Source organism: Acidaminobacter sp. JC074 (assembly GCF_022496765.1).
Lineage (GTDB): Bacteria > Bacillota > Clostridia > Peptostreptococcales > Acidaminobacteraceae > JABXKX01.
On the sequence record NZ_VANV01000032.1, the window covers coordinates 45162 to 52825 of the forward strand.

A 7664-nucleotide genomic window follows, 5' to 3' on the forward strand; every position below is an offset into this window, starting at 1 on the left:
GGTAAAAATGACTGGACTTGTATCCAATAAAGCAATATATGAAGATGTACATCAAGTAATTGTCGATGTTCGGTCGCCAAAGGAATATGAAGAAAATCACATTTTCGGCGCTATCAATATCCCGCTTTTTACAAATGAAGAACGAAGCCATATAGGCACAACATATAAACAAGAATCAACAACTGCAGCCAAGAAGCTTGGCATGACTTATATTTCAACGCGAATTGAAAAAATTGGTCATAGACTCATAGAATTATCTGAAGCTTATGACCGTGTCATCATTTACTGCCAAAGAGGTGGTATGAGAAGTCAATCTATATGTGACTTAATGAACGCACTGGATGTAGAAATCTATCGACTTAAAGGTGGCATGAAAGGCCACAGACAATACGTATTAGATCACTTGGAGCACTTATTTGATAAAAAATCATTTGTGACCCTTCATGGCCACACTGGTGTTGGTAAAACACGTATCCTAGAAGCTCTTAAACAAGAAGGCTTAGATATCATCAACTATGAAGCACTTGCACAAAATGCAGGCTCAGTATTTGGTAATATACTATTTTCAAAAGAACCACCTTCTCAAAAGTACTTTGAAGAACTTGTTTTCCATGCCATTATGACGGCTAAGTCTGACTATATTTTTATAGAAAGTGAATCTAGACGTGTGGGAACCGTTTTGATTCCAGAAATCTGTATGCAACAACTTGAAAAAGGCAAACATATACTCATCAATACTTCTGTAGAAAACAGGGTACAAAATCTTATAGACGATTATGGTGAGAACAGAGACCATGGGGACCTGGTAACAGCTATTAACAAACTTAGAAAAAGAATCAGCAACCAAAAGGCTGATGAGTTGATTGATTATGTATCTAAAAATCAATTGGCACCGATTGTTGATTACCTCTTGGTTGATTATTATGACCCAATGTATCAATACTCTATAAATAAATATGATTACGATCATGTCATTGAGTATAAAAACATAAATGAAGCAACACAAAGTATACTTGATATTTATAAGAAAGGAATTTAAATGCGCAAAGTATATATAGAAACTTTAGGATGTCCTAAAAATCAAATCGACTCAGAGATGATGTTAGGTCTCCTAAGCAAGGACAGCTATGGAATTGCAGAATATCCAGAAGAGGCTGAGATTATCATTATCAATACATGTGGTTTTATCGAATCTGCTAAAGAGGAATCGATTATGACAATCACAGATTTTATGACTTTAAAAGAAGAAGCAAAATGTGAAATCTTTATTGTTGCAGGTTGCTTAGTAGAAAGATATGCAGATGAACTTAAGAGTGAACTGCCTGAGGTAGATATCTTTATTGGAACAACAAAGTTCCCATTAATCGTTAAAGCCATAGAGGAATATGAATCAGGTCATGATCCAATTGTAAATATTGGTGATATTGATATTTTAATACCTGAAAACCTACCTCGTGTAAAAACAACACCTTCGTATACAGCTTACTTAAAAATATCAGAGGGCTGTGACAACAATTGTACTTACTGTATCATTCCACAATTAAGGGGTAAATACAGATCACGTCACTTTGAAGACATTGTAGAAGAGGCTAAAAAGCTGGTAGCTTCAGGTGCTAAAGAATTGATTGTTATCGCACAAGATACCATTAGATATGGTAAGGACCTATACGGTAAAAACAGATTGGCTGAACTCTTAAGTGAGATTTGTAAAATCGAAAACTTACAGTGGGTTCGTGTTATGTATGCATATCCAGATGAAATCGACACTGAGCTTATTCAAACTTTTGCAAAAGAAGATAAGCTGATCAACTACATCGATATGCCTATCCAACACGCTTCTAACAGCGTTTTAAAGCGTATGAATAGAAGAACATCACAAGAACAGATTAGAAGCGTTATGGAGGAATTCAGAAAAGCCATTCCAGACATGATGATTCGTACAACTCTAATTGTAGGCTTCCCAGGTGAAACGGATGAAGAGTACAAGGATCTTTACAATTTCATAGAGGAAATGAAGTTCGGTCGCCTAGGTGTCTTCTCTTATTCAAAACAAGATGGTACACCTGCTGGTAGAATGAAAGATCAAGTTGATGAGGACATTAAGCTTGAAAGACAAGCTGGTATATTAGAGCTTCAACAAGGCATCTCTTTAAACAACAATGGTAACTATATGGGTAAAGTCATAGAAGTACTTGTAGAAGAGAAGATTCAAGATGAAGATGTATATATGGGCCGTGCACGATTTGATGCGCCAGAAATTGATGGTCAAGTATATATCAACACCAAAGAAAGTATTGAAATTGGTGAAATTGTATCTGTTGAAATTAATGATTTCATGGAGTATGATTTAATTGGAGGGCTTGCAAATGAATCTAGCAAATAGACTAACATTATTACGTGTAATTATGATTCCATTCTTTGTATTTTTTCTCTTAAAGGGAGATCCTACAAACATGGCAATCGCAGGAGGCATTTTTATACTTGCTTCTATTACAGATTTCCTTGATGGTTATATCGCAAGAAGCAGAAACTTAGTGACTAAATTCGGTAAATTTATGGATCCATTAGCTGATAAGCTCTTGGTGATGTCAGCTTTTATCTGTTTGGTAGAACTACAGATTGTTCCATCATGGATTGTAATTGTTATTCTAGCTAGAGAATTCATTGTTTCTATCTTTAGGGCTATTGCAGCATCTGAAGGTATTGTCATAGCAGCTGGTAAGCTTGGAAAATACAAAACTACAACTCAAATGATTGCTATCATTTTATTGTGTTTTGGCAACTTCCCATTTAACAGCTTAAATATCCCAGTCGATCAATTCTTCTTATATCTTTGTGCCATATTAACAATTTTATCTGGCTTGGATTATATCCTTAAGAATAAAGAAGTTTTAAAAGAAAACTAATCACTCGGTCTAGGCCGAGTTTTTTTGGAGGTTTTATGAATATTTCTATATTAGCAGTTGGTACAGAACTTCTTATGGGAAAAACTTTAAATACCAATGCTACAGAACTGTCAAAGGCAATTAACCAACTAGGTCATGGTGTCAGATACCACTTGACCATAGGTGATAACCCTGAACGTTTAAAACAAACACTTGAGTTTTTACTCTCTGTTTCAGATATGGTCATTACAACTGGAGGACTAGGTCCTACCCAAGATGATCTGACTAAAGAAACCATCGCCTCTGTCATGGATAAAAAACTGGTTCTTGACCAGAAAGCCCATGACATGATGCTTGAAAGATTTAAAAGCTTTAATGTCAAAATGACTGAAAACAATGTCATACAGTCTTATCTACCTGAAAATGCCATTGTTATGTATAACGAAAAAGGCACAGCGCCTGGATTTATTAGTGAAAATGATGGTAAATATGTGGCTGCACTACCTGGACCGCCTCGTGAAATGCGTCATATGTTTGAAAAGAGTTTAAAAGCATTTTTAAAAGACAAAAGCCAAATGGCTATTGTATCTGAATATATCAACTTGTTCGGTATTGGTGAATCGACTGCTGAAAATAAGATTGATGATATCATCTCTGAACAAACCAATCCAACCATTGCGATTTATGCAAATATTGGCCAAGTCAGTCTAAGAGTCACTGCTTCTGCAGAAAATGAAGAACAGGCTAAAGAACTACTAGAGCCAACTGTCCAAAGAATAAAAGACCGTTTAGGTGACTATATTATTGGTTATGGAGAAAAATCAATTGTAGACTATACCATAGAGGCCCTTATGTCGCATGATTTATCACTTTCTCTTGCAGAATCTTGTACGGGTGGTATGATTGCCTCGGAGTTTGTTAATTTCCCTGGTGCCTCAAATTTCTTTGATAGATCTTATATCACCTACAGCAATCAGGCAAAAGAGGACATGATCGGTGTTTCAAAGACCACTTTAGAGACTTATGGCGCTGTTAGCCCTGAAACATGTAGAGAAATGGTTGAAGGGGTGTACGCTCAAACAGGTTCGGATGTTTGTTTGGCCGTAACAGGTATTGCAGGACCTTCAGGTGGTTCTGAAGAAAAACCTGTCGGTTTGGTTTATATCGGTATTAAAGTAAAGGATCAAGTAACTGTTAAGAAGTATCAATTTACAGGTGACCGTTTTGTCATACGCAAAAGATCACTTTTATCTAGCATGTCTATGATTTTAAATCACATTAAAAGCTTGTATTAAATTGTAAAATTATGTAAAATAGTATTAAATAAAATACTTGACGATGTTTGTAATATGTTTTATACTTAATTAGAACAAACGTTCGCGAAAAGGAGACATTAAATGAATGATAAATCGAAAGCAATAAATAATGTATTAGGACAAATAGAAAAACAATTTGGTAAAGGTTCTATCATGAGACTAGGTGATGAAGACAACAAACTTCATGTAGAGACTATTTCAACGGGTTCAATGGAACTTGACATTGCTCTTGGTACAGGTGGTTTACCACGTGGTAGAGTTGTAGAAATATATGGACCTGAATCTTCAGGTAAGACAACTTTAACACTTCATGCGATTGCTGAAGCTCAAAAAGCTGGTGGTGTGGCTGCATTTATAGATGCCGAGCATGCATTAGATCCAGTATATGCTAAGGCCATTGGTGTTGATGTAGATAACTTAATCGTTTCTCAACCAGATACTGGTGAGCAAGCTCTTGAAATCGTTGACGCTCTTGTAAGATCAAGTGCTATTGACTTAATTGTTATTGACTCGGTTGCTGCACTTGTACCTAAAGCTGAGATTACTGGTGAAATGGGTGACAGTCATATGGGTCTTCAAGCGAGACTGATGTCACAGGCCCTAAGAAAACTGACAGGTATCATCAGAAAATCGAATACATGTGTTGTATTTATCAACCAGTTAAGAATGAAAATTGGTGTTATGTTCGGTAATCCTGAAACAACAACAGGTGGTAATGCACTTAAATTCTATGCTTCTGTTCGTTTAGATATTAGAAGAATTGAATCAATTAAGCAAGACAGTGAAATTGTTGGTAACCGTGTAAAAGTGAAAGTTGTTAAAAACAAAGTTGCACCACCATTTAAACAAGCTGAGTTTGACATCATGTATGGTGTTGGTATCTCTAGAGAAGGTAGTGTTTTAGATTCCGCTGTAAACGCTGAAATCGTTAAAAAGGCTGGTTCTTGGTTTAGCTATAATGAGCAAAGACTTGGACAGGGTCGTGAGAATGTGAAGAAGTTCTTAAATGACAATCCTATACTACTAGAAGAACTTGAAGAAAAAATACGAACATTTTATAATATATCAGGCGAAACGTCTGAAAATGAGTAATTGTAAGAGTCGAGCCTAGCTCGATTCTTTTTTTTAGGTCCTTTTAGTCTTAAGTATTGAAATTACTCGCTTTGAGACTTTTCTATTATTTCAAACTATCTTGACATTGGACATTAAAAGAGATAAAATATAAAAGAATTGGTATATATCTTTTTATGTGAATTTACACAATAATTTATTATTTAAATTTTACAGCCATTTAAGGCGAATAGATATAGGGATTTGTCCCACAATTTAATATAGATTTGGAGGTGGATGCAATCGATAATCAAATATTGATGTTCGGCCTTCCTGTTGCTGGTATTGTTATCGGAACCGGAGTTGGCTACGTTATAAGGAAAAAAGTTGCAGAAAAACAAATTGGCAGCGCTGAGGATAAGGCTCAAGAGATTGTGAAAACAGCAAGACTTAGAGCAGAAGCTGCTAAAAAAGAAATGATCATCGAGGCAAAAGATGAAGTTCATAAGGCTAGAGTTGATTTAGATAAAGAAATTAAAGAACGTCGTAATGAAATTTCAAGAGCTGAGAGAAGACAAATTCAAAGAGAAGAGAATCTAGAAAAGAAACTTAACTCTATTGATAAAAAAGAAGATCAAATTCAAAGAAAAATCAAAGAAACAAATGAGAAAAAAGAGGAAGTTGAGAGACTACATCAGATTCAAATGACTGAACTTGAAAGAATTTCAGGTTTAACAAGAGATGAAGCAAAGACTCAACTACTTAATGAAGTTGAAAAAGACATTCGTCATGATTCTATCGTGATGATGAAAGACATTGAATCACGTGCTAAGGAAGAAGCAGAGAAAAATGCTAAAAACATCCTATCATTCGCGATTCAAAAATGTGCAGCAGACCATGTTGCTGAAACAACTGTATCAGTTGTAAACTTACCTAACGATGAGATGAAAGGTCGAATCATTGGTAGAGAAGGTAGAAACATTCGTGCATTAGAAACATTAACTGGTGTAGATTTAATCATTGATGACACACCTGAAGCGGTTATTCTTTCATCGTTTGATCCAATCAGACGTGAAGTTGCAAGAGTTGCTTTAGAGAAGTTAATTGTAGATGGTAGAATACATCCTGCAAGAATTGAAGAAATGGTTAACAAGGCTCAAAAGGAAATTGATGCTCAAATCAAACAAGAGGGTGAAAACGCAACATTTGATGTTGGTATCCATAACCTACATCCAGAGCTTGTTAAACTAATTGGTCGTCTGAAGTTCAGAACATCTTATGGCCAGAATGTTTTAAAGCATTCACAAGAAGTTGCTTACTTAGCTGGCATTATGGCTGCAGAAATTGGTGCAGATGCAAGACTTGCTAAGAGAGCTGGTTTATTACATGATATCGGTAAGGCAGTTGACCACGAAATCGAAGGTACACACATCGAAATCGGTATGAACCTACTTAAGAAATACAAAGAATCTAAGCATGTTATCCATGCTATGAGTACACACCATGGTGATTATGAGCCTGAAACAATTGAAGCTGTACTTGTTACTGCAGCAGATGCTATTTCAGCAGCTAGACCGGGTGCTCGTCGTGAGACATTAGAAAACTATGTTAACAGATTAGAATCATTAGAGAAGATTGCAAATGATAAAGCAGGCGTTGATTATTCATACGCTATTCAAGCTGGTAGAGAAATCAGAATCATGGTTATGCCAGATAAAATTACTGATGATGATATGGTATTATTAGCAAGAGATATTAAGAAACAAGTAGAAGAAGAACTTGAATATCCTGGTCATATTAAAATTCATATGATCCGTGAAACAAGACATGTAAACTATGCAAAATAATGCATTTATAGATAAAAAGCCATTTTTGGCTTTTTATTTGTTTACACATAAAGTATGTGGGTAACAAATTAATAGTGATAATATACTAAATAATTGAAACACTATACTTTATAGTAAGGAGGCATTATAATGGACGTTTTAAAAGTATCATCTAAGTCAAGCCCTAATTCTGTTGCAGGCGCATTGGCAGGTGTCATCAGGGAGAAACAAGTTGCTGAAATACAAGCAGTCGGTGCAGGTGCTATCAATCAATCGATCAAGGCAGTCGCTATTGCAAGAGGATTCTTGTCACCTTCAGGTATAGAAATTGCTATTATACCAGCATTTACGGATATAACAATTGGCGGCGAAGAAAGAACCGCTATCAAATTAATTGTCAAACAACTGTAGTCTACTTCTAGTAGACTCTTTTTTTATTGGCTCTTTGTCAAATAGTGTTGGTGGAGAGTAATTCACAAATTTAAATGTAATTGCGGTTTAGGGCTAATAGTCTTAAACCGCTTTTAGTTTTAGCATTCCTTGTGTGATGAGTATTCTGTTTCGAAAGTGCACATAACTTCTATAAC

7 protein-coding genes are annotated in these 7664 nt (G+C 35.5%); all 7 read left to right on the top strand.

Features of this window, described 5'->3' with window-relative positions:
* Nucleotides 1–7 precede the first annotated feature (7 nt).
* The 7 genes from mnmH (at nucleotide 8) to EZV73_RS25560 (ending at nucleotide 7488) form a co-directional block, all read left to right on the top strand.
* A complete protein-coding gene (mnmH, locus tag EZV73_RS25530; protein ID WP_240843293.1) occupies nucleotides 8–1039 on the top strand; it encodes a tRNA 2-selenouridine(34) synthase MnmH in 1032 nt (343 codons plus the stop codon).
* The gene (gene rimO, locus EZV73_RS25535; protein ID WP_240843294.1) at nucleotides 1040–2383 is read left to right on the top strand and encodes a 30S ribosomal protein S12 methylthiotransferase RimO; all 1344 of its coding nucleotides are present in this window, start codon (nucleotides 1040–1042) and stop codon (nucleotides 2381–2383) included.
* Complete coding sequence (pgsA, locus tag EZV73_RS25540) at nucleotides 2367–2906, top strand: CDP-diacylglycerol--glycerol-3-phosphate 3-phosphatidyltransferase (RefSeq protein WP_240843295.1); 540 nt, start codon at nucleotides 2367–2369, stop codon at nucleotides 2904–2906. The genes rimO and pgsA overlap by 17 nt, the downstream gene beginning before the upstream one ends.
* Nucleotides 2907–2941: 35 nt before the next feature.
* On the top strand, nucleotides 2942–4180 hold the full coding sequence (locus EZV73_RS25545) for a competence/damage-inducible protein A (RefSeq protein WP_240843296.1): 1239 nt from the start codon (nucleotides 2942–2944) through the stop codon (nucleotides 4178–4180).
* Nucleotides 4181–4282: 102 nt separating this feature from the next.
* On the top strand, nucleotides 4283–5293 hold the full coding sequence (gene recA, locus EZV73_RS25550; protein ID WP_240843297.1) for a recombinase RecA: 1011 nt from the start codon (nucleotides 4283–4285) through the stop codon (nucleotides 5291–5293).
* Nucleotides 5294–5544: 251 nt separating this feature from the next.
* Nucleotides 5545–7098, top strand: a complete 1554-nt coding sequence (rny, locus tag EZV73_RS25555) for a ribonuclease Y (RefSeq protein WP_240843298.1) — start codon at nucleotides 5545–5547, stop codon at nucleotides 7096–7098.
* 129 nt (nucleotides 7099–7227) lie between these two features.
* On the top strand, nucleotides 7228–7488 hold the full coding sequence (locus EZV73_RS25560; protein ID WP_240843299.1) for a stage V sporulation protein S: 261 nt from the start codon (nucleotides 7228–7230) through the stop codon (nucleotides 7486–7488).
* Nucleotides 7489–7664 lie beyond the last annotated feature (176 nt).

Coding starts and splice junctions, on each gene's coding strand:
- EZV73_RS25560 (WP_240843299.1), top strand. CDS start 7,228: ATGGACGTTTTAAAAGTATCATCTAAGTCAAGCCCTAATTCTGTTGCA.
- mnmH (WP_240843293.1), top strand. CDS start 8: ATGACTGGACTTGTATCCAATAAAGCAATATATGAAGATGTACATCAA.
- EZV73_RS25545 (WP_240843296.1), top strand. CDS start 2,942: ATGAATATTTCTATATTAGCAGTTGGTACAGAACTTCTTATGGGAAAA.
- pgsA (WP_240843295.1), top strand. CDS start 2,367: ATGAATCTAGCAAATAGACTAACATTATTACGTGTAATTATGATTCCA.
- rimO (WP_240843294.1), top strand. CDS start 1,040: ATGCGCAAAGTATATATAGAAACTTTAGGATGTCCTAAAAATCAAATC.
- recA (WP_240843297.1), top strand. CDS start 4,283: ATGAATGATAAATCGAAAGCAATAAATAATGTATTAGGACAAATAGAA.